The 20,455-nt window shown below is 72.5% G+C and carries 19 protein-coding genes; 14 read left to right on the top strand and 5 right to left on the bottom strand.

Features of this window, described 5'->3' with window-relative positions:
• Nucleotides 1-14 precede the first annotated feature (14 nt).
• The 4 genes from M2302_RS19575 to shbA form a co-directional block, all read right to left on the bottom strand.
• On the bottom strand, nt 15-476 hold the full coding sequence (locus M2302_RS19575) for a roadblock/LC7 domain-containing protein (RefSeq protein ID WP_280839298.1): 462 nt from the start codon (nt 474-476) through the stop codon (nt 15-17).
• Nucleotides 476-1,654, bottom strand: a complete 1,179-nt coding sequence (locus M2302_RS19580) for an ATP-binding protein (protein WP_280839299.1) — start codon at nt 1,652-1,654, stop codon at nt 476-478. The genes M2302_RS19575 and M2302_RS19580 overlap by 1 nt, the downstream gene beginning before the upstream one ends.
• A gap of 653 nt (nt 1,655-2,307) precedes the next feature.
• Nucleotides 2,308-3,186: an anti-sigma-D factor RsdA gene (locus M2302_RS19585; protein ID WP_280839300.1), complete on the bottom strand. Its 879-nt coding sequence runs from the start codon at nt 3,184-3,186 to the stop codon at nt 2,308-2,310.
• Nucleotides 3,183-3,761, bottom strand: a complete 579-nt coding sequence (gene shbA / locus M2302_RS19590) for an RNA polymerase sigma factor ShbA (protein ID WP_280839301.1) — start codon at nt 3,759-3,761, stop codon at nt 3,183-3,185. Before shbA ends, M2302_RS19585 begins: the two co-directional genes overlap by 4 nt.
• Nucleotides 3,762-3,922: 161 nt before the next feature.
• On the opposite strand from shbA, the gene M2302_RS19595 reads away from it, so the two are divergent.
• The 11 genes from M2302_RS19595 to M2302_RS19645 are packed head-to-tail and all read left to right on the top strand — an operon-like array spanning nt 3,923 to nt 15,035.
• Nucleotides 3,923-4,939, top strand: coding sequence for an ABC transporter ATP-binding protein (locus M2302_RS19595; RefSeq protein ID WP_280839302.1), 1,017 nt, complete (start codon nt 3,923-3,925; stop codon nt 4,937-4,939).
• The gene (locus M2302_RS19600; RefSeq protein ID WP_210775908.1) at nt 4,936-5,706 is read left to right on the top strand and encodes an ABC transporter permease; all 771 of its coding nucleotides are present in this window, start codon (nt 4,936-4,938) and stop codon (nt 5,704-5,706) included. The genes M2302_RS19595 and M2302_RS19600 overlap by 4 nt, the downstream gene beginning before the upstream one ends.
• Before the next feature lies 1 nt (nt 5,707).
• Nucleotides 5,708-6,511 carry an ABC transporter permease gene (locus M2302_RS19605; protein WP_210775907.1) on the top strand — a complete coding sequence of 268 codons (804 nt, stop codon included), beginning with the start codon at nt 5,708-5,710 and terminating at the stop codon, nt 6,509-6,511.
• A 2-nt stretch (nt 6,512-6,513) separates the two neighbouring features.
• Nucleotides 6,514-7,797 carry an MCE family protein gene (locus tag M2302_RS19610; protein WP_210775906.1) on the top strand — a complete coding sequence of 428 codons (1,284 nt, stop codon included), beginning with the start codon at nt 6,514-6,516 and terminating at the stop codon, nt 7,795-7,797.
• Entirely contained in the window at nt 7,794-8,825 is a 1,032-nt protein-coding gene (locus M2302_RS19615) for an MCE family protein (protein WP_280839303.1), read from the top strand. Before M2302_RS19610 ends, M2302_RS19615 begins: the two co-directional genes overlap by 4 nt.
• Nucleotides 8,822-9,805 carry an MCE family protein gene (locus M2302_RS19620; RefSeq protein ID WP_280839304.1) on the top strand — a complete coding sequence of 328 codons (984 nt, stop codon included), beginning with the start codon at nt 8,822-8,824 and terminating at the stop codon, nt 9,803-9,805. The genes M2302_RS19615 and M2302_RS19620 overlap by 4 nt, the downstream gene beginning before the upstream one ends.
• Nucleotides 9,805-11,052: an MCE family protein gene (locus M2302_RS19625; protein WP_280839305.1), complete on the top strand. Its 1,248-nt coding sequence runs from the start codon at nt 9,805-9,807 to the stop codon at nt 11,050-11,052. The genes M2302_RS19620 and M2302_RS19625 overlap by 1 nt, the downstream gene beginning before the upstream one ends.
• Nucleotides 11,049-12,446 (top strand): MCE family protein, encoded by a 1,398-nt coding sequence (locus M2302_RS19630; protein ID WP_280839306.1) that lies wholly within the window; start codon nt 11,049-11,051, stop codon nt 12,444-12,446. Before M2302_RS19625 ends, M2302_RS19630 begins: the two co-directional genes overlap by 4 nt.
• Nucleotides 12,443-13,699 (top strand): MlaD family protein, encoded by a 1,257-nt coding sequence (locus M2302_RS19635; protein WP_280839307.1) that lies wholly within the window; start codon nt 12,443-12,445, stop codon nt 13,697-13,699. Before M2302_RS19630 ends, M2302_RS19635 begins: the two co-directional genes overlap by 4 nt.
• On the top strand, nt 13,696-14,493 hold the full coding sequence (locus M2302_RS19640) for a hypothetical protein (protein WP_280839308.1): 798 nt from the start codon (nt 13,696-13,698) through the stop codon (nt 14,491-14,493). Before M2302_RS19635 ends, M2302_RS19640 begins: the two co-directional genes overlap by 4 nt.
• A gap of 14 nt (nt 14,494-14,507) precedes the next feature.
• Nucleotides 14,508-15,035: a hypothetical protein gene (locus M2302_RS19645; RefSeq protein WP_210775901.1), complete on the top strand. Its 528-nt coding sequence runs from the start codon at nt 14,508-14,510 to the stop codon at nt 15,033-15,035.
• A gap of 93 nt (nt 15,036-15,128) precedes the next feature.
• On the opposite strand, the gene M2302_RS19650 is transcribed toward M2302_RS19645, so the two are convergent.
• Complete coding sequence (locus M2302_RS19650; RefSeq protein WP_280839309.1) at nt 15,129-17,279, bottom strand: glycogen debranching N-terminal domain-containing protein; 2,151 nt, start codon at nt 17,277-17,279, stop codon at nt 15,129-15,131.
• 559 nt (nt 17,280-17,838) lie between these two features.
• Between M2302_RS19650 and M2302_RS19655 the strand changes: the two genes are divergently transcribed.
• The 3 genes from M2302_RS19655 (at nt 17,839) to M2302_RS19665 (ending at nt 20,385) form a co-directional block, all read left to right on the top strand.
• On the top strand, nt 17,839-18,075 hold the full coding sequence (locus M2302_RS19655; RefSeq protein ID WP_280839310.1) for a preprotein translocase YidC: 237 nt from the start codon (nt 17,839-17,841) through the stop codon (nt 18,073-18,075).
• Between the two features lie 205 nt (nt 18,076-18,280).
• Complete coding sequence (locus M2302_RS19660; RefSeq protein ID WP_280839311.1) at nt 18,281-19,339, top strand: hypothetical protein; 1,059 nt, start codon at nt 18,281-18,283, stop codon at nt 19,337-19,339.
• 227 nt (nt 19,340-19,566) lie between these two features.
• The gene (locus M2302_RS19665) at nt 19,567-20,385 is read left to right on the top strand and encodes a basic amino acid ABC transporter substrate-binding protein (RefSeq protein ID WP_280839312.1); all 819 of its coding nucleotides are present in this window, start codon (nt 19,567-19,569) and stop codon (nt 20,383-20,385) included.
• Nucleotides 20,386-20,455 lie beyond the last annotated feature (70 nt).

Here is a 20,455-nt window from a genome sequence, read left to right on the forward strand (position 1 = left end):
GGGCTCCGGGACGGTCAGCGGGCCGGCCGGCCGGCGGTATGGCGGTGCAACTCGCTTCGGACCTGCGGGGTGAGCGCGTGCCGGACGGCGCCGACGAACTGCGTCATCCGGTAGGCGACGACGCGGAGGTCGCAGCCGGCCGTGGCGGCCACGGCCAGGCCCGCCGACTCGCCCACTCGCATGAACAGCAGGTGCCCGTGGGGCAGCCGGACCGTCAGGTACTCCGACGGCCCCAGGTCGAGCAGGGCGGCGCTGCGGTCGGCGATGCTGAGCAGCCCGGAGGTCAGGGCGGCGAGCTGGTCGCCGAGGTCGCGGGGCACCCGACCGGACGCGGCGAGCTGGAGTCCGTCGAGGGAGACGAGCACTGCGTGGGTGACCCCGGGTACGTCGTCGGCGAACTGGCGGACCAGCCAGGCGCAGTCCGGCGGGCTCTGGCCGGCGACCTGCTGGTGGCGTGCGTCGAGCGGTCCGGTCATCAGGGGTGTCCTTCGTCGAGGGTGGCTGGTCGGGCGTCGCCGACCCCGGCGGCGAAGTCGGCTGTCTCATCGGGCCAGGCAGATCCGCCGGGCGCTGAGGCCGGGGGCTGGGATGCCGTACCCGGTGGCGGCGGGCGGTGCGCCCCGGGCGAGGGAGCCTGCCCACGTACGCTCTCGCGTACCCGGCGGGGCAGGCCGCCGGCCGGCTCCGGCGGGCGGGTGTCCGGGGCCGGGCCGTCGCCGGCCGGCGCGGCATCGAGGAGGGTGGCCAGGCGCACCGTCGGGGCGTGCCTGCTGTCGTCGGACCTGGACATCTGCGCGCTCCCTTGCGGGATTCCGGCCCAGACGGGTGGCCGGCCGCCCGCCGTCGTCGGCGCGGTGCCGGCAGGCCTCGGCCGGGCGGCGGGCGCCACCTCGCAGAGCAGGGATCCGGGGATCAGCACCGTCGCGGTGGTGCCGCCCGAGGGGCGGGCGGTGAGGTTGATCCGCAGCTGGTGGGCGCGCGACAGGTGCGCGACGACGAGCAGGCCCAGGTGGGCCGCGGGGTTGCCGGTGGCCGGTGCCGGCGCGGTGCCGGCCAGCATGGCGTTGAGCTGCGGTAGTTGGCCAGGGTCGATGCCCACGCCGGCGTCCTCGGCCCGGAGCAGCACGCTGCCGTCCTCGGTGACGTAGGCGGAGACGACCACCGACGAGGTGGGCGGCGAGAAGCGGGTCGCGTTGTCGAGCAGTTCGGTGAGTACCCGGATGACGTCGTCGGCGGCGAACTCGACGACGCCCAGGTCGACGACGTGTCCGACCCGGACCCGGGGGTAGTGCTCGATGGCCGAGGAGGCGGCCCGGACCACGTCGACCAGGGTGACGGTCTGCGGGCTGGCGTCTTCGACCCGGCGGCCCAGCAGCACCTGGAGGTTCTCCGCGTGGCGGCGGATGCGGGTGTTCGCGTGGTCGATGCGGTAGAGCCGTTCGAGCCGTTCCGGGTCCTGCTCGTCGGTCTCCACCGCTTCGAGGTGGCTACCCATCTGGTACGCCGAGGCGAGGATGCGCAGCGCGAACTGGTCGCAGATCGCCGGCCAGAGGTCCTCCGCGTGGTTCTCGGGTGGGGGTGGGCTTGCCGCGGCGGCGTCCGCCTGCGCGAGCGCGGGATCGAGCCACCGGGCCGCTCGCTGTCGCCACGTCATGCGTCGACGATGCGGTGCCGTCACTGTGGACATCTCGTCGTCTTTCACGAAATAGCAGACCTATCGGTAATCAGGGTTTCTGACACGGTGCAGCAGTCAACCACCGTTCCCTGATGGTGGCAACGCCGTACGGCCGATCTGAGGCTTGTCGCGCCGCGCCACCACCCTGTCCGAGGCCGCGCAGGACGGGGTGGCCTGCGCGATGACGGCAGGCGTACGGGTCGACCTGCGTCGATCAGCCGGTGGTCGTGCCACCGCATGCCTGCCGTGCCGGTTCCGGGCCGGTCGCGTCGATGCCATGTCTGTACATCGCGCGCAAAGGTCAGAGCGCAACATCATTTTCTGGGTGAGCACCGCGCTCGGCTGGTCAGGTGCCGTCCACCGTCTCCGCTGGACCCGAGACGAGGTGGTGTCAGGTGCGGACGTCGGGCGGCGGAGTCACCGGCCGGTACGGGGTCACGGACCGCGCCCCGCCAGTGCGCACGAGGGCCCCGCCCGGCGGCCGGCGCCGCCAGTGCGCACGAGGTGGTGGCTGCGGAAGCCGGTCGGGTCGGCCGGGGCGGTGGCGGCCGGTGTGCAGCGCCGATCCGTTGCCGTGACCGACCGACCGTCCCGGCCGGGTGGCACGACGCTGCGCCGGCCCGGACGGACAGTCAGCCGAGCAGGTCCCCGGTGGGCAGCGGCAGCTCCGGCAGTGGCGGCAGCAGCGACGGGCTCGGCGCCGGCGGCGGGGGAAGCTTCGGCAGCGACGGCAGCGACGGCAGGAGCCCGGACCCGGAGCTGGGCCGCGGCGAGGGCCGCGCCGACGGCGGCGCCGGGGCGGTCGGGGGTGGAGCCGGGGCTGGAGCGCTCGGGGAACTGCTGGTCGTCGAGGCGGCCGGCGCGGGCGGCGCAGGCGGGGCGCACCGGGGCCAGCCGGGGCAACTCGCCGGTGCCAGGTCCCGCAGGACAGCGTCGATCTCGGCGCGCAGCCGGGCCGCGTCGGCGGGGTCGGTGACCGAGGTCAGGTCCTGTTGGGCCTGGTCGACCCAGTGTCGGGCGTCGTCGAGCCGGCCGGCGGCGACGGCGTCGCGGGCGCGGGCGATGCTCTGCTCGACGGTGCGCACCGCGGCCTGCTCGGGATGCAGGACCTTGGTCAACGACCACAGCGGGCTCGTCGGCCCGGCGTTCTTGCTGCTCACCCCCAGTCCCGTCGCCAGCACGAGGACGGCGGCCACGGCGGCGGCCAGCCGCAGTGCCCACGGCCGGGGCCGTCGCGGTCGGACGCGGCCGGCCCGGGCGTCGTACGGCCCGGAACGGAGGTCGGCCCCGCCCCGCCCGTCGGCGTGGGTGCCGACGGCGGGGAAGCGGTCGCTCGTCCCGGTCTCGTCGACGCCGGCGGTGACGTCGGCCTGCCAGGCGGCGAGCATGGCCGCGAGGTCGTCGCCGTCGGTGCCCTCCTCGCCCCGCCCGAGCGCGTCGAGGAGCAGGTCGTTGCGGGTGACCGTACCGAGGTCCAGCTGCTCGCCGCTGTCCGGCTCGTTCCTGGTCATGCCGCCACCTCGTCAAGTCCGCTGCCCGCAAGGGTACGGAGCCGGGCGAGGGCGCGGGACTGGGCCACCCGTACGGCTGCCGCCGACATGCCCAGGATGCTGCCTACCTCCTCGGCGGTCAGGCCGACCGCCACCCGCAGCGTGATGATCTCCCGCTGGACGTCGGGCAGCCGCTGCAACAGCACCGACAGCCGGCGGGCCAGGTCGGTGGCGACGGCCTGCTGCTCCGGACCCGGCGCCGCGTCCGGGTGCTCCACCGGGGTGTCGGTCATGGTGACGGCGGAGTCGCGTACCGCCGCCCGCTGGGCGTCGGCGACCTTGTGCGCGGCGACGGCGAAGACGAACGCCGAGAACGGCTTGCCCTGCTCCCGGTAGCGGGGCAGGGCCTTCAGCACCGCCAGGCAGACCTCCTGCGCGACGTCGTCGGCGGTGGTGTACGCCCCACCGACCCGGCCCAGCCGAGCCCGGCAGTAGCGGACGAGTCGCGGCCGTACGTCGGTGAGCAGGGCCGACACCGCCGTCGGGTCGCCATCGGCGGCCCGGCGGACGAGCTCTGGCTCGATCGCTGTGGTCATGGGTTGCGAGGCACCTTCATTACCGGCGGGTTAACGGCACGCTATCCAGACGTGGGCCATTTTGCATAGGTCACCCTCTGTGGCTGCCGGCATGCGTAAAGAAGTGTGTTGCGTTCCGTCCGGCCGGCGCGATGTCAGTGATGTCGACGGAGGGAGGGCGCATGGGTGTCGAAGTGGCGGTGCAGGGACTGACCAAGTCCTTCGGCGGGCAGCCCGTCTGGTCGGACGTCAGCCTGACCCTGCCGGCGGGCGAGATCTCGGTGCTGCTGGGTCCGTCCGGCACCGGAAAGTCGGTGTTCCTGAAGACCCTGGTGGGGCTGCTCCGGCCCGACGCCGGTTCGATCTGGATCGAGGACAAGGACCTGCCCCGGCTCTCCGAACGTGCGCTGTACGAGGTGCGCAAGCTGTTCGGCGTGCTGTTCCAGGACGGCGCGCTGTTCGGCTCGATGACCATCTACGACAACGTGGCGTTCCCGCTGCGGGAGCACACCCGCAAGTCCGAGTCGCAGATCCGCGACGTGGTCAACGAGAAGCTCGACATGGTCGGCCTGGTCGGCGCCGAGAAGAAGCTGCCCGGGGAGATTTCCGGCGGCATGCGCAAGCGGGCCGGGCTGGCCCGCGCGCTCGTGCTCGACCCCCGCATCGTCCTGTTCGACGAGCCCGACTCCGGGCTGGACCCGGTGCGCACCGCGTACCTGAACCAGCTCATCATCGACCTCAACCAGCGGACCGGGGCGACGTTCCTGATCGTTACGCACGACATCAACACCGCGCGGACGGTGCCGGACAACATCGGGCTGATCTACCACGGGCACCTGGCCATGTTCGGGCCCCGGGAGATGCTGCTGTCCAGCACCGAGCCGGTGGTGCGACAGTTCCTCAACGCCCAGCGGGTCGGCCCGATCGGGATGGCCGAGGAGAAGGACGCCGAGGAGTTGCAGGCCGAGGCGGACGCCGGGGCCGAACTGCCCCCGCTGCCGCCCATCCCGCTGCAGCTGCCGCCCTCGGACGGGCTGCCCCGCCAGGCCGAGCGCCCGCCGGGGCAGTGGTGCCGGGACAACGGCGTCACTCCGCCACCCGGCTCCTTCGAGGGCCGCCGCGACACCGCGCAGCCGACCATCGAGCTCGGCCGGGAGCTCGCCGCCGACGGGCGGCACCACCGGGAGGTGGCCGGATGAGCGCCCCCGTCGCCGCCGTCCGCGCCACCGGCGACTTCTTCGCCTTCTGCCTGGACACCCTGCGCGGCCTCGGCCGCCGGCCGGTGCAGGTCCGCGAGTTCGTCCAGCAGGCCTGGTTCATCAGCTCGGTGTCCATCCTGCCGGCCGCGCTGGTCTCCATCCCCTTCGGCGCGGTCATCGCGTTGCAGCTCGGATCGCTGGTCCGGCAGCTCGGCGCGCAGTCGTTCACCGGGGCCGCGTCGGTGCTCGCGGTGGTCCGCGAGGCGGGCCCGATCGTCACCGCGCTGATCATCGCCGGCGCGGGTGGCTCGGCCATCTGCGCCGATCTCGGCTCCCGCAAGATCCGCGAGGAACTCGACGCCATGCAGGTGCTGGGCATCGACCCGATCCAGCGCCTGGTGGTGCCGCGCGTGCTCGCCTCGATGCTGGTCGCCGTCCTGCTCAACGGCCTGGTCAGCGTGGTCGGGGTGAGCGGTGGCTACCTGTTCAACGTGGTCATGCAGGGCGGCACGCCCGGCGCGTACCTGGCCAGCTTCCAGGCGCTGGGGCAGCTGCCTGACCTGCTGGTGGGCGAGGTCAAGGCCCTGCTGTTCGGTGCGGCCGCCGCGCTGGTCGCCTCCTACAAGGGGATGACCGCCAAGGGCGGCCCGAAGGGCGTCGGCGACGCGGTCAACCAGAGCGTCGTGATCACCTTCATGCTGTTGTTCGCGCTGAACTTCGTCGTGACGGCCGTGTACTTCCAGGTTGTACCGCAGAAGGGAAGCTGACATGCCGGGCCTGCGGTACCTCGACGACCTGGGCGGCCAGCTCGCCTTCTACCTGCGCGCCTTCGCCTGGACCCCGCGCACCGTGCGCCGCTACAAGCGTGAGGTGGTCCGGCTGCTGGCCGAGGTGAGCTTCGGCTCCGGCGCGCTCGCCGTGGTCGGCGGCACGGTCGGCGTCATCTGCTTCCTGACCTATTTCACCGGCACCGAGGTCGGCCTGCAGGGCTACCAGGCGCTCAACCAGATCGGCAGCAGCGCCTTCACCGGCTTCGTCTCGGCGTACTTCAACACTCGTGAGATCTCCCCCCTGGTGGCGGCGCTGGCGCTGTCGGCCACCGTCGGCTGCGGTTTCACCGCCCAGCTCGGAGCGATGCGGATCTCGGAGGAGGTGGACGCCCTCGAGGTGATGGGCGTGCCGTCCCTGCCGTTCCTGGTCACCACCCGCATGATCGCCGGCTTCATCGCGGTCATCCCGCTCTACGTGGTGGGGCTGCTCACCAGCTACCTGGCCACCCGCACCATCGCCGTCTTCTACTTCGATCAGTCGGCCGGCACCTACGACTACTACTTCAATCTGTTCCTGCCCCCGGTCGACGTGCTGTGGTCCTTCTTCAAGGTGCTGGTCTTCAGCGTGATCGTGGTGCTGGTGCACTGCTACTACGGCTACACCGCGAGCGGTGGACCGGCCGGCGTCGGCGTCGCGGTCGGGCGCGCCGTCCGGCTCGCGATCGTCGCGGTCAACATCGTCGACTTCTTCCTGTCGCTGGCCATCTGGGGCGCGACCACCACCGTCCGGATCGCGGGGTGAACATGAGAAATCGCATTCTGGGCATCGTCTTCATCGCCCTGCTGACCGCGGCGCTGACCGCCTCCGTGCTGCAGTACAAGAAGGCGTTCACGCCGGTCGCCTGGGTGACCCTGCACGCCGGTCGGGCCGGGCTGCAGCTCAGCCCGGGCGCCGACGTCAAGGTACGCGGGGTGGTCGTCGGCGAGGTGCGCTCGGTGGGCAGCGAGGGCGCCGGCGCGAGGATCCGGCTGGCCCTGGACCCGGCCACGACGCCCCTGATTCCGGCCGACGTCAGCGCGCGGCTGCTGCCCAAGACGCTCTTCGGCGAGCGGTACGTCGAACTCGTCCCGCCGACCGGCGGCCCGGCCGCACCGATCCGCGACGGCGCGGTCATCGGCCAGGACCGCAGCCGTACGGCCGTCGAGCTGGAACGGGTCCTCGACCAGGCGCTGCCCCTGCTGCAGGCGGTGCGGCCCGACCAGCTTGCCGCGACGCTCGGCGCCATCGCCACCGCGCTGGAGGGACGCGGCGAGCAGCTCGGCGCGAACGTCGAGCGGCTCGACGCATACCTCAAGCAGCTCAACCCGGCCATGCCGACCATCGCGGAGGACATCCGGAAACTGGCGGTCGTGCTGGACAGCTACGACGCCGCGCTGCCCGACCTGCTCGCCCTGCTGCGCGACGTGACCGTCACCTCCCGCACCGTCACCGACCAGCGTGAACAGCTGGCGGCGTTCCTCATCGAGACCACCGACACGGCGGACCTCACGCGCGGCTTCCTGGACCGCCACGGCGACCAGCTCATCTCCCTCGGCCAGGTCAGCCGACCGGTGCTGCAACTGCTTGCCACGTACTCCCCGGAGTACGCGTGCATGATGAGCGGCCTGGTCGCCCTGCAACCCCGCGTCGAGGAGGTCTTCGCCGGCGGGCGGATGCACATCACCCTCGAGGTCACCCGCGACGGCGGCAAGTACGAGAAGGGCCGCGACGAGCCGGTCTACGGCGCGCACGACGGCCCGCACTGTCGGGGCGTGCCCGACCCGGGGAAGCCGGCGCCCGAGGTGCCCATCAACGACGGTTACGACTACCGGGGCGAGCGCCCTCGTACGCCGCTGCCGGTCGGCCTGCCGGGGACCTCGCCGGCCGGCGGGTCCCCGGGCATGGGCCGGGCCGGCACCGCTGAGGAGCGTGCCCTGGTCAATCCTCTCGTCGGTGCCGTCACCGGCACCCCGCCGGCGGAGGTTCCCGACATCGCGGTCCTGCTCTGGGGGCCGTTGCTACGCGGAGGGGTGGTGAACGCCCGATGACGAGCAAGACCATGGCGCCCCTGCTGAAGCTGGTGGTCTTCGCCGCGGTGACCCTGCTGCTGACCGCGCTGCTCGCGCAGACCCTCGGTGCCTTCCCGCCCGGCGGCATCACCTACCGGGCCCGGTTCACCGACGTCACCGGGCTGCTCCCCGGGGACGACGTACGCGTCGCGGGGGTGAAGGTCGGCCAGGTCAGCCGGATCAAGGTGGTCGACAGCACCGTCGCGGAGGTGGCCTTCAACGTCACCCGCGACGTCCCGGTGGCTACCAGCGTTCGCGCCAAGATCCGCTACCGCAACCTGGTGGGTCAGCGATACCTGGCGCTCAGCGAGGGGCCGGGGGAGGGGCGGCCGCTGCGGGCCGACGGCCTCATCCCGCTCGGCCAGACCACGCCGGCGTTGGACCTCACCGTCCTGTTCAACGGGTTCCGGCCGTTGTTCACGGCCCTCGATCCCGACGACGTCAACAAGCTCGCCTACGAGATCATCCAGGTGCTGCAGGGCGAGGGCGGCACGGTGAGCAGCCTGCTGCAACGCACCGCGTCGCTGACCAACACCCTCGCCGACCGGGACGCCGTCATCGGACGGGTCGTCACCAACCTCAACGGCGTCCTGGCCACGCTGGCCGAACGGGACCGCAACCTCGACCAGAGCATCAGCCAGCTGCAGCAGTTCGTCTCCGGGCTCTCCGCCGACCGCAAGGCCATCGGCGAGTCGCTGGTCAGCATCGGTGAGCTCACCACCGCCACGTCCGCGCTGATCGACGAGGTACGACCACCGCTCGCCGCGGACATCCGAGCCCTGGACGAACTCAGTGGCAACCTCAACCGCAACGCGGCCGTCATCGACGGCACCCTCGGCCGGCTCCCGGAGCGGTACGCGTCCCTGACCCGCGTCGCCTCCTACGGCTCCTGGTTCAACTTCTACCTCTGCGACTTCGACGGCAACGTGGCGGTGGCCGGCCGGGCGCCGATCGACGTGCCCACGTTCAGCGCCCCGGCCGCCCGATGCGCGGGAGGCAGCCAGTGAGACCGTTCCGGGAACGCAACCCCGTCGTCGTCGGCACGGTCGGGCTGGCGCTGATCGTCGCCGCGCTGCTGGGCGCCTTTCAGCTCGACCGGCTGGCCGACCTGACCGGACGCGCCTACCAGGCGGCCTTCCACGACGCCAGCGGCCTCAGCACCGGCAACGAGGTGCGGGTCGCCGGGGTGCGGGTGGGCAAGGTGACCGCGGTGGAGCTCGCCCGAGACGGTGCGCCCTACGTCCGGGTCCGGTTCCGGCTGGACGACGACAGCGTCCGCCTCGGCAGCGACACCAGCGCCATGATCAGGATCAAGACGGTGCTCGGCCAGAAGTACCTGGCGCTGATACCGGCCGGGCCCGGGCGGCTGCGCGAGGGCGGGCAGATCCCCCTCGCCCGGACCGCAGCACCGTTCGACGTGGTGCAGGCGGTCACCGGACTCGCCGACACCCTCGACAAGATCGACACCGAACAGCTCGCAGCGGCCTTCACCACCCTGTCCGAGACCTTCGCCGACACGCCCGACAGCGTGAGCGCCTCCCTGGTCGGACTCTCCCGGCTCTCCCGCACGGTCGCCGACCGCGACGCCGAACTGCGGACCCTGCTCTCCCGCGCCCGCTCGGTCACCACGGTGCTGGCCAGCCGGGACGAGGAGTTCCGCAAGCTGGTCGCCGACGGCGAGGCGCTGCTGGCCGAGGTGAGCCGGCGTCGGGACGCCATCCACAAGCTGCTCGTCGGCACCGACGAACTCGCCACTCAGCTCTCCGGACTGGTCACCGACAACCGCGCCCGGATCGAGCCCGCGTTGCGCAAGCTGCGCGAGGTGGTAGCCATCCTGCAGCGCAACAAGGAAGACCTGGAGAAGACCATCCAGCGGATGGGCCCCTTCGTGTCGACGTTCGCCAACGTGGTCGGCAACGGCCGCTGGTTCGACTCGTACGTGGCCGGTCTGCTCCAGCCGTACCAACCGACGAGGGGAGGCCGCTGATGCCCGGTCCCATCCAGCGCTGGCGACGACCGGTCGCCGTCGCCACCGCCCTGCTGGTGGCCGTCGCCGCCGGCGTGGTCGTGCTCCGTGACAGCACACCCGACCGGCGGGTGGTCGCCTACTTCTCGCGTGCCGTCGGGGTATACCCGGGATCGGACGTGCGGGTGCTGGGCGTTCGCGTCGGCGAGGTGCTCGCGGTCACCCCGCAGGGCCGCAGTGTCAAGGTCACCATGTCGTACGACCCGGGGATCGACGTCCCCGCCGAGGCGCAGGCGCTCATCGTTCCGCCCAGCGTGGTCAGCGACCGGTACGTGCAGCTCACCCCCGCCTACGCCGGTGGCGCCAGGCTCACCGACGGGGCGGAGATCCCGCTGGAGCGGACCGCCGCGCCGATGGAAATCGACGATGTCTACCAGGCGCTCGACGACTTCAACCGCACCCTCGGCCCGGAGGGGGCCAACCGCGACGGCGCCCTGTCCGACCTCGTCGCGACCGGCCGGGCCAACCTGGAGGGCAACGGGCAGAACCTGCACGACACCCTCGACGGCCTGTCCCGGGCGCTGACCACCCTCTCCGACGGCCGGCAGGACCTCTTCGGCTCCGTCGCGAACCTGCAACGCTTCACCACCGCGCTGGCCCGCAGCGACCGGGAGGTGCGCGCCTTCAACCGGCAACTCGCCGACGTCGCCGAACAGCTGGCCGGCCAACGCGACGAGCTGGCCGCCGCGCTGCGCAACCTCGCCACCGCGCTGGCCGACGTCACCGCGTTCGTCAAGCAGAACCGCGCCGCGTTGACCTCCAACGTCGCCGCGCTGACGGAGATCACCGGCGTGCTGGTCGGCCAGCAAAAGGCGGTCATCGAGATCCTCGACGTCGCCCCGCTCGCCGTGAACAACCTCGCCCTCTCGTACAACCCACGCTCCGGGACCCTGGACACCCGCAACAACGCGATGGGCCCGTACGACCCAGCCAGCTTCGCCTGCTCCCTGCTGGTCGACCAGCTTCCCGCCGCTGAGGTGCCCGCGAAGTGCATGGCCCTCGCGCAGACCCTGCACCAGCGCGGGCTGCCCATGACCGACCAGCTGCGCAAGCTGCTCAAGCTGCCGCCCGGCGCCCCGGCGACCGGCGGGTCCTCACCGGGACCTCCCATCAGCTCCCCCGGTGCGCCGATCCCCGACCAGGCGCCGGGCGGCTCCGGCATCACCAGCGACCCCACCCTCGGCGGCATCCTGCGGGGCACCCCGTGACCGCCCGGGCGCTGCGCGCCCTGGCCGGCGCGGTCCTGGTGGCGCTGCTCCCGGCCGGGTGCGTCGCCGACCTGCCGCTGCCCGGCGGCGCCCCGAGGGGCGCGGGGTACACCGTCACCGCCGAGTTCAGCGACGTGCTCGACCTGGTGCCGCAGGCCGCCGTCAAGGTCGACGACGTGACCGTCGGAAGCGTGGAGAAGATCTCCCTCGCCGGCTGGACCGCGCGGGTCACCCTGCGTATCGGCACCGACGTGCGCCTGCCGTCCAACGCCACTGCCGCGGTCCGGCAGAGCAGCCTGCTGGGCGAGAAGTACGTGACCGTCGCGGCGCCGATCACCGGAGCCTCGACCGGCCGTCTCGCCGACGGCGACGTCATCCCGCTGTCCCGCACCAACCGCGGCGCCGAGGTCGAAGAGGTCCTCGCCGCCCTCGGCCTGCTGCTCAACGGTGGCGGGTTGGCTCAACTGCGGACCATCAACCAGGAACTCGGCACCGCACTCGCCGGACGGGAACCCGCCGTCCGGGACGCGCTGGGCCAGCTCGACGAGTTCATCGGCGGGCTGGACAAGCAGAAGGCCGACCTGGTCCGCGCCCTCGACGCCCTCGATCGGCTGACCGGCCGGCTCAACCGGCAGAAGCAGGTGCTCGGCGACGCGGTGGACTCCCTCGCCCCCGGCCTGACCGTGCTGGCGCGCCAGCGCGCCCAACTGACCAGCGCGCTGACCGCCCTGGACAAACTCGGCGACGTCGGCACCCGGGTCGTCAACCGCAGCCGCGACGACACCGTGGCCAACCTCCGGGCGTTGCAACCGATCCTGGAGGAGCTGGTACGCGCCGGTGACGACCTGCCGAAGTCCCTGGACTTCATGCTGTCGTACCCGTTCCCGCCGAACATCACCGGCGCGATCGTCGGCGACTTCGTCAACCTGTCCGTCACCGCCGACCTCGACTCGGCCTCGATCCTGGCGAACCTGGCCGCCGCGGCCCCCGCGCCGGCAGGCCCGGCGGCGCCGCCGAGAACGGCCACTCCGGCCAGGCCGCCCGCCGCCGGCGGGCCGTCGCCCGCCGTCCCGCTGCCCGGCACCGGTCCGTTGCCTGGCCTGCCGATCCTTGAGTGCCTGCCCGACCCGGACAGGTTCCCCGCCACCTGGACGCCGCCGAAGGACTGTCTGCTGCCGGAGGGCTGCGTCCTGCTCAAGCCCGGCTCGACGGTGCCCGTCGGCGGACTGATCCTGCCCAAGGGCGTCGTGCCACCGGGCACCGCCTTCCCCGCCGGGACCGAACTGCCCCCGGGCACCGTCATGTCGGCGCAGTGCGTGCTGCCGGTGACCGGCGCGGTGACCGGACAGATCGGCGGCCTGCCGGACATCCTCGGAGGGGGACTGAAGCCATGATCGGACGTACCGCGAGACTCCAGGTTCTGGCGTTCGTGCTGGTGAGCGTCCTCGGCGTCGGCTACGTCGCCGTCCGCTACGTCGGTGTCGGCGACCGGCTGCTCGGCGGAAGCTACGTCGTCCACATGGACCTCACCCGAGCCGGTGGGATCTTCCCCAACGCCCCGGTCACCTATCGCGGGGTGCCGGTCGGCCAGGTCACCGCGGTCGCCCTGCACGGCAACGGGGTCCGCGCCGACCTGCGGTTGCAGCGCGACGTCCGGGTGCCCGACGATCTGCGGGCCGTGGTGGCGCAGCGCTCCGCCGTCGGCGAGCAGTACGTGGACCTGCGCCCGGACCGCGACGGCGGGCCGTACCTCGCCGACGGGGCGGTGATTCCGGCGGACCGGACCGGCGTCCCGCTCGCCCCGGAGGTCCTGCTGACCAACCTCGACGCCCTGGTCCGCTCGGTCGACCCGGACGACCTCACCGTCCTGATCACCGAACTCGGCACCGCGTTCGAGGGCAACGAGACGGCGCTGGCCAGCATCCTCGACGCCGGGGATGCGCTGCTGACCGAGGCGGACGCCCGGCTGCCGGAGACGCTCGCGCTGATCGACGACGGACGTACGGTGCTCACCACCCAGGCGGAGTCGGCCGAGGCGCTGCGCCGGTGGGCGGCCGGCCTGGCCCAGCTGGCGGCCACCCTCCGCGAGGCCGACCCGGACCTGCGGCGGCTGCTCGCCGCTGGACCTCCCGCCGGGCGTGAACTGTCCGCGCTGCTGCGGGGACTGGAACCGACGGTCGGCACCCTGCTCGGCAATCTGGTGACCGTCAACGGCATCGCCGCCCGGCGGCTGCCCGGCATCGAGCAGATGCTGGTGGTGTACCCGATCGCCGTCGCCGGCGGTTTCACCGTCACGCCGGGCGACGGCACCGTGCACCTCGGTCTGGTGGTCAATGCCAACGACCCGCCGTCCTGCGTGTACGGGGGTGGCAACGCGAAGTGCGACGCCGGGGAGCGGGCGGCCGGCGCCAGCGTGCGCGGCAACGCCAACGCGCCCCGACCGGGGGGCCGGGAACCGGCGGCCGGCCCGGCGTCGTCCGGCGCCGAGCCGAGGGCCGGAACCACCACCGGTGGGTACGACCCGGCGACCGGCCTGGTGCTCGGCGCCGACGGTCGACCGTTGCAGTTCGGCGGGACCGGTGGTCAGTCCCGGATGGCCGGGGACCAGTCGTGGAAGCAGTTGCTGCTCGCCGGGGTGACCCCGTGACCGGCGCGAAGAAGGAGGTGGCGATGCAGGCACGCAGGAACCACACGCTGAAAGTCATCAAGGGGGCGAAGCCTGGAGTGCCGGGCCGGGTGGCGCAACGCCGGATGGTCCCCCGTCAGCTTTCCCAGCCGGAGGAGCCGATCGAGGACCTGCTGAAGCGGCTCGACCAGGAACCGGTCGAGGACCCGGCGGAGTCGGCTGATCCGGCGGATCCGGTGGCCGGTGACGACCCGGCGGATGCGGACGCTCCTCCGGAGGAGGCCGCCGGGGGCCGCCCCGCGGAGAAGCGGGCAACCCCGGCGCCGACGCGACGGCGGCGCCCGCTGATCGTCCTGCTCGTGGTGGTGCTCGCCGCGGCCCTCGCCGCCGCCGGCATGGCCGGTCACCGGTGGTACGTCGACCGGGCGACGGACCAGGCCCGGCAGGAGGCGATCGCCGCCGCCAAGCAGGCCAGCGTCAACTTCGTCTCGGTCAGCGCGGCCAGCGTGGACCGGGACATCCAGCGGATCACGGCCGGGGCCACCGGTGACTTCAAGGACGAGTTCAGCCGGGGGCAGTCCCAGGTCCGGGCCGCGGTGGTGGAGAACAAGGTCGACTCGCGCGGGTCGGTGCTGCGGGCCGGGCTGGTCTCCGGCGACCGCAGCCGGGCGGTCGTGCTGGTGGCGGTCGACGCCACCGTCAAGAACGTCAAGTCGCCCGAGGGGCGGCCGTCGCACTACCGGATCCAGATGGACCTGGTCCACGACAAGGACTCCGGCCGGTGGCTGGTGTCCCGCCTGCAGTTCGTCGGATGAGAGAGGGAGGACCCGTGCGTACCCTGGTCGACTTCGCGCGACGGCCGCGCGTGCTCCGGCGGCCCGCCGCCCGGATCGGGCTCGTCCCGGCTCTGGTCGTGGCGATCGTGGTCGCGACCGCCGTCGCCGGTCTGGCGTGGTGGGGCGATCACCGCGCCGAGCAGCGGGACACCGCCGTACGTCAGGCGCTGGCCACCGCGCCCGCCGCCGCCAAGGCGATCTTCTCCTACGACTACCGCACCTTCGACGACAGCGTCGCCAACGGCCGCAGCTTCGCCACCGGCTCCTTCGGCAAGGAGTACGAGCAGACCACGGCGGCGTTGAAGCAGACCGCCGCGAAGCAGCAGGCGGTCGTGGCTGCGGAGGTGTCCGCGACGGGCGTGGTGACCGCGACCACCGACCGGGTCGAGCTGCTGGTGTACCTCAACCAGTTCCGGCGCAACGTGAACACCGCCGGGGAGAAGGTCGACCAGAACCGCGTGGTGCTCACGCTGGTCCCGGTCGACGGCGAGTGGAAGGTGGCCAAGGCCACGGCCATCTGAGGTGCTCGTAGGCGGCTCTCCCGGACGGCATCGCCACCCCTTCTGCCCGACGGCGGCGATCCGGACCGACGGGCGCCGGCGGCGTACCGCTGGTCAGGAGCGGTGGCGGGTGACCGCCGTCGCCTGCAGCGTCGGACGGCGCACCACGGCTATCCGGTCGCCGCGGGCGCGGATCGACGTGCGGCCGCCGCGCCGGCGGCGGACGGTGAGGTCGACGGTGGCCCGACCGATCTGTACGCCCTCCAGCGTCAGGTCGGGCAGCCACTCCGGCAGGTGCGGGTCCACGAAGATCGTCCGCAGCGGTGCGGCCGGGCGCAGCGCCAGCAGCGCCTGGACCAGCGCGACCACGGAGCTGGCGGACCACGCCTGGGGCGAGCAGGAGTCGGGATAGACGCCGGGATGCGGATGGGCGTCGTCGCGGGGCAGGCCGCTGAGCACCTCGGGCAGGCGGTGCTCGTCGAAGAGCGCCGTCGCGGCGAACATCCCCTCGGCCAGCCGGTGCAGCTGCGCCCAGCAGCCGTACCGGGCCAGGCCGAGACCGATCGTGCCCGCCTCCACCGGCCACACGCTGCCCCGGTGGTAGCTGAACGGGTTGTACGCCGGATGCGCCGCCGACAGGGTCCGCACCCCCCAGCCGCTGAACATGTCGGGTGCCAGCAGCCGGCGGGCGACCAGGCCGGCGACCCGGGTCGGCACGATGCCGGTGGTCAGCAGGTGGCCGTCGTTGGAGTTGACCGACCGCACCTGCCGACCGTCCGGCCCGAGCGCCATCGCGTAGCAGCCCTGATCGGGCATCCAGTAGGCCCGGTGGAAGCGGCGACGCAACGCGCGGGCCCGGGCCACCAGCTTCGCGCCGAGGGCGGGCCGGCCCGTCGCGGCGAACACCACGGCGGCGTGCCGCAGCGCGGCGTACCAGTACGCCTGGAGTTCGCTGCTCGCGATCGGGTTCGGCACCACCTGCCCGTGCTCGTCGACGACGGCGGTGTCCGAGTCCTTCCACCCCTGGTTCTTCAGGCCGGACCGGGCGCGGCAGTGGTACTCCAGGAAGCCGTCCCGGTCCAGGTCGCCGTACCGGTCGAGCCAGTCCAGGGCGCGGTGCGCCGTCGGCAGCAGTTCCCGCACCGTGTCCAGGTCCCCCGTCCAGGCCAGGTACTGCCCGAGGAAGACCAGGAAGTCCGGCGCCGTGGACCAGTCGCCGTGGTAGTGGGTGAACGGGTCGAGCCCGAGCACCGACACCGGGCCCAGGCGGGCCTCGTGCAGCGGTTTTCCCGGCTCCTCGTCGCGCCGGTCGTCGACGCGCTGCCCGACGTGGCGGGCGTTGAGCCGCAGGCTGTCCGCCAGCATCGTCGGCCCGGCCAGCAACGCCTGCCACGACGCGGTCATCGTGTCCCGGCCGAAGATCTCCTGGTAGATCGGCAGCCCGGCCATCGGCGCCGTCGGCCCGGCCGGCTCGCCGAGCGGCAGCACGGTCAGGTCGTCGACCGCGCACCGCCAGGCCGCCGTGACGTCGAAGTTGCTGCTGCTCAGCCGGGTGAACTCGCGGGCGAGGCGGGCGCCGGCGGCCGTGGCGGCGTCGGTGGGGCCGGTGAACGTCGGCGGCGGAGCGACCAGCCGCTCGCCGTCGAAGACCGGCTCGACGAGGAGATCCACCCGGCTGCTGCCACCCGGCGGCACCGTGACCTCGACGGCGAGCGCGCCGTCGACGTACCGGACGGGGGCGTCGGCGCGTATCCGGAACGCCACCGCCCGGTCCAGGTCGTCGCGCAGGTAGGTCAGGAGCAGCTCCCGCTCCGCCGGGTCCCACGCCCGGTCGACGTCGCCGAACTGCCGGCGGCGTCCCGTCTCGGCCTCGCTGGTGTCCGCGAAGTCGGCGGCGAGGTCGATCCGCACCGGCAGGGTGCGTGGCCGGGCGGCGTAGCTGACCACGGTCAGCCGGGTGCACAGCCCGTCGCCGACGAACCGTTCCGTCAGCAGGTAGACCGCCTGCGCGGGCAGCGCCTCGCCGTCGCCGAGTTCGGCGTACGACAGTTGCGCGTGACCCCGTACGTTCGCGGTGCTGAACGCGACCGGTTCCCGGCCGTCGATGGTGACCCGCTCGGCGCTGAGCACGCGGGTGTTGCGCGCGAAGAAGCCCTGCGGGTCGGTGCCGGTGATCCGGCCGCGCACGTCGGTGACCAGGGTGCTCCACCCGCTCGCCACGTACAGCAGGTCGGGGCGGACGCGCAGGTTCCGGACCCGGCTCATCGGCGGTGCGGCGGCGGGCGGCGCGGGCCGGGTCGGACGCGGTGACCAGGTGACGCCTGCGCAACCGGCATCGCTCCCACCCCCCTGATCCGCGACTCAAGCCCGGCCGCGGCGCAGCCGGTCGGCCGGCCCTGCCTACCCGCTCCCGCCGCCGGTACACCCCGCCGCCTCCCGGCGCCCTCTTTCAGAGAAGGAGTGGCCATTCCAGCTTCCAAGGCCACTCATTCTCCGAAAGTGCACCCGCACGCGCGTCGGCGCTCGGCGGGGCCGGCCCGGGTCGGGTCGAACCCTGCCGGCCGGGTCACCGGCGGCGGCGCCGTCACCGGGCGCCGGCCGATCCCCACAAGTCGATGGCCGCCAGGCGGCGGACGTCGAGCCCGCGAGCCATGCCCGGTGTGCTGCCCCCGCCGCTCCCGCCCACCGTCCCGCCGCGACGCGGACGCCGGTGGCCCGCCCGGCTGCCGCGGCTCCGCCCGGCAGCGGCCCCGCGGGTGAGGTTTCGCCCCGACCGCGGCGGGTAGCCGTCGCCGGACAGATCCGCCACCGACGGGAGACGGCCGTGGGGTACCAGGCGCGGCAAGGAAAGCAGCCGGTCGATCCGGAGCACGCCGAGGACGAGGCCGGCCAGGCCCGCCTCGTCCAGGTGGAGGCGGACACCGAGGTCCCCGCCCCGGACGACACGGACGTACGCCCGGACCTGGTCACCGAGGACGACGGGTCGGGCGTGGCCGGTGGCTCCTCGGGTGGCAGCAGCGGCGGCTCCGGCATGCGGGGGCACCCGGACGCCGCCCGCTGACCCGTCCACCGGTTGACAGCGGTACGCGACCAGCCCGGCGTTCACACCCCTGCACTCGACGGCAGCGAACAGCAGTCCCGGCGGTCCACGTCGCCTGGTTAGCGGACCGTGATGAATCGATGGTTAACGGGTCGGATGCGATGCTTCACACCCTTTGGGGCTCTTCGCTCGTTTAGCGGGCTTACCCGACGGTAGCTATTGGGGCATGAAGAACCTGATGAATGCGCCGCGGTTGGCCGCGGGCGCGCTGACCCTGTCGTTGACCGTCGTCGCCGTCCCCGGCGCCCCCGCTTGGGGCAGCGCGGTAACCCGGCCGCCGGGGAGGTTCGAAGTGGACAGCACCTCCGACGCTCCTGATCCGACGCCCGGGGACGGGCGGTGCCGCACCGCCGACGGCGTCTGCACGCTGCGCGCTGCGGTGATGGAGGCCAACGCACAGTCGGACTCGACCATCGTGGTCCCCGCCGGGCGGTACACCCTGCGCATCCGCCCGCTGGCCGGCCGCGCCTTCACCGACTACACCCTCGCCGACACCGCGCACGGCAACCTGAAGATCTTCAAGCCCACCACCATCGTGGGTGCCGGCCGGGACCGTACGGTCATCGACGGCGGTCGGCTCGACCGGGTCTTCACCGTCCTGCGACCGGCCACCATCTCGGACCTCACCATTACCGGCGGCGTGTCGGCCCCGGTCGCCTCGGTCTACAACTACTACGGCGGGGGCGCCGCGCTGAACGCATCCGACCTCACGATGGAGCGGGTCCGGCTCACCGGCAACAGCGCCCGCTTCGGCGGCGCGGTCCAGAGCATCCCGTTCACCTCCTTCACCCTGCGCGACAGCCTGGTGGACGACAACGAGGCAGGTGAGGCCGGCGGGCTGCGGTTCGACTCGGTCGGCCTGGTCGAGCGGTCGACGATCACCCGCAACCGGGTCAGCAATCCGCACGACCCCACCCGCCCGGGGGAACTGGCCGGGCTGGGCGGTGGCATTGACGTCCGCGGCGTACGTACCGTCACCGTGGTCGACTCCGAGGTGACCGAGAACTACGCCGAGGACGGCGGGGGCGGTATCAACATCTCCCTGGCCTACCTGCCGGGGAGCACCGAGGACCGGTCCGGACCCGGCGCGGTGGAGCTGAAGGATTCCGTGATCAGCGGAAACACGAGCCGAAGTGGTCCAGGCAACTGCCGGGCCGTCCGGGCGCGCATCGTCGACCTCGGCGGCACCACCGACTCCGACGGCAGCTGCGCGACCACCCGGTAGCCCACCGGGCGGCCTCGCGCGGGTTGACCGGATCTGCTGGCGCCGCCCACTGGCGCCCGGTTTCATGCCGAATGCCGGGGTTTACTGACCGTGACGGCTACAGGATCGACTCAAGAGTCGACGTGATCTAGGTACGTCCTGCCGAATCAGGTACCGTCGCCTGTCACACCGTCTTTGCACCAACACTGGCTGCCTGTCACACGGGCGCCGAACCGGAGGGACACAGCGTGACTTTCCACAGCGCAGTCCGTAAGGCTGGCCTGATCGTGGCGATCGCCGCCCTCGCGGTGAGCGCGGGATGCGCCAAGAAGGATGACAGTGAGGTCCAGGCCAGCGGGGTCAAGCTCGTCGAGAAGGGCAAGCTGACCGTCTGCACCCACCTGCCGTACGCGCCGTTCCAGTCCAAGGATCCCAGCGGCAAGGTGATCGGGTTCGACGTCGACGTGATGGACCTGGTCGCCAAGGAACTGGGCGTGGAACAGAAGATCGTCGATACACCGTTCGAGGGGATCAAGTCCGGCCAGGACCTGAACACCGGCAAGTGCGACGCGGCTGCCGCCGGCATGACGATCACCGAGGAACGGCAGAAGGTGATGAACTTCTCCGACCCGTACTTCGACGCGACGCAGGCGATGTTGGTCAAGACCGGCAAGCCGCTCAAGTCGCTGGACGACCTCAAGGGGAAGAAGCTGGGCGTCCAGGCGGCGACCACGGGCCGTGACTACGCCCGGAAGTTCGAGAAGGAGAAGGGCCTGCAACTCGTCGAGTTCGAGGATCTCGCCGCCCTGCAGCAGGCCCTCGCCAACGGCCAGGTGGAGGCCGCCATCAACGACCTGCCGGTCTGGACCGAGTACATCAAGGAGCACCCCGGCGGCTTCGAGGTGGCGGCCGAGTTCGACACCGGCGAGCAGTACGGGTTCTCGGTGAAGAAGGACAGCAACCCGGAACTGCTCAAGAAGATCAACGAGGTGCTGGCCAAGGCCAAGCAGGACGGCAGGTACGACGCCGTCTACGAGAAGTGGATCGGCAAGCGGCCGAACGCCTGATCGAACCCCACGACGGAGGGTGCGCGCCTGTCGCGCGCCCTCCGCGTATTCAACCTGCGCGTAGCAAGGA

It is taken from the genome of Micromonospora sp. A200 (genome assembly GCF_029893845.1).
Classification (GTDB): domain Bacteria; phylum Actinomycetota; class Actinomycetes; order Mycobacteriales; family Micromonosporaceae; genus Micromonospora; species Micromonospora purpureochromogenes.